At 52.1% G+C, this 501-nt stretch carries 1 pseudogene; it reads left to right on the forward strand.

The window, feature by feature from the left end:
• A pseudogene (thyA, locus tag HMPREF9469_RS30440) lies at positions 1 to 501 on the forward strand (thymidylate synthase); the annotation flags it as partial.

Raw genomic sequence — 501 nt, forward strand, 5'->3', positions numbered from 1 at the left:
CCATATATGGGAGTTCCTGGGCTGATGAGAACGGTTCCATCGGCAAGGCATACGGATACCAGCTGGGAGTGAAGCATCACTATAAGGAGGGGGACTTCGACCAGGTGGACCGCATCCTTTATGACTTAAAGCACAACCCTTTAAGCAGGCGGATCATGTCCAATATCTACAACCACCACGACCTGCACGAGATGAACCTCTACCCATGTGCCTACAGCATGACATTTAATGTGTCCGGCCACACGCTGAACGGAATACTGAACCAGCGTTCCCAGGACATGCTTACGGCCAACAGCTGGAATGTGTGCCAGTACGCCGTGCTGCTCCACATGTTTGCCCAGGTAAGCGGTCTTAAGGCCGGAGAGCTGGTCCATGTGATCGCGGATGCCCATATCTATGACCGGCATATTCCCATGGTGGAGGAACTGTTAAAAAGAGAGCCCTATCCCGGCCCCACTCTGGCAATGGATACTTCCATCACTGATTTTTACCAGTTTACCA

Origin of the sequence: [Clostridium] citroniae WAL-17108, assembly GCF_000233455.1 — a bacterium.
In the GTDB taxonomy this organism is placed as follows: Bacteria; Bacillota; Clostridia; order Lachnospirales; family Lachnospiraceae; genus Enterocloster; species Enterocloster citroniae.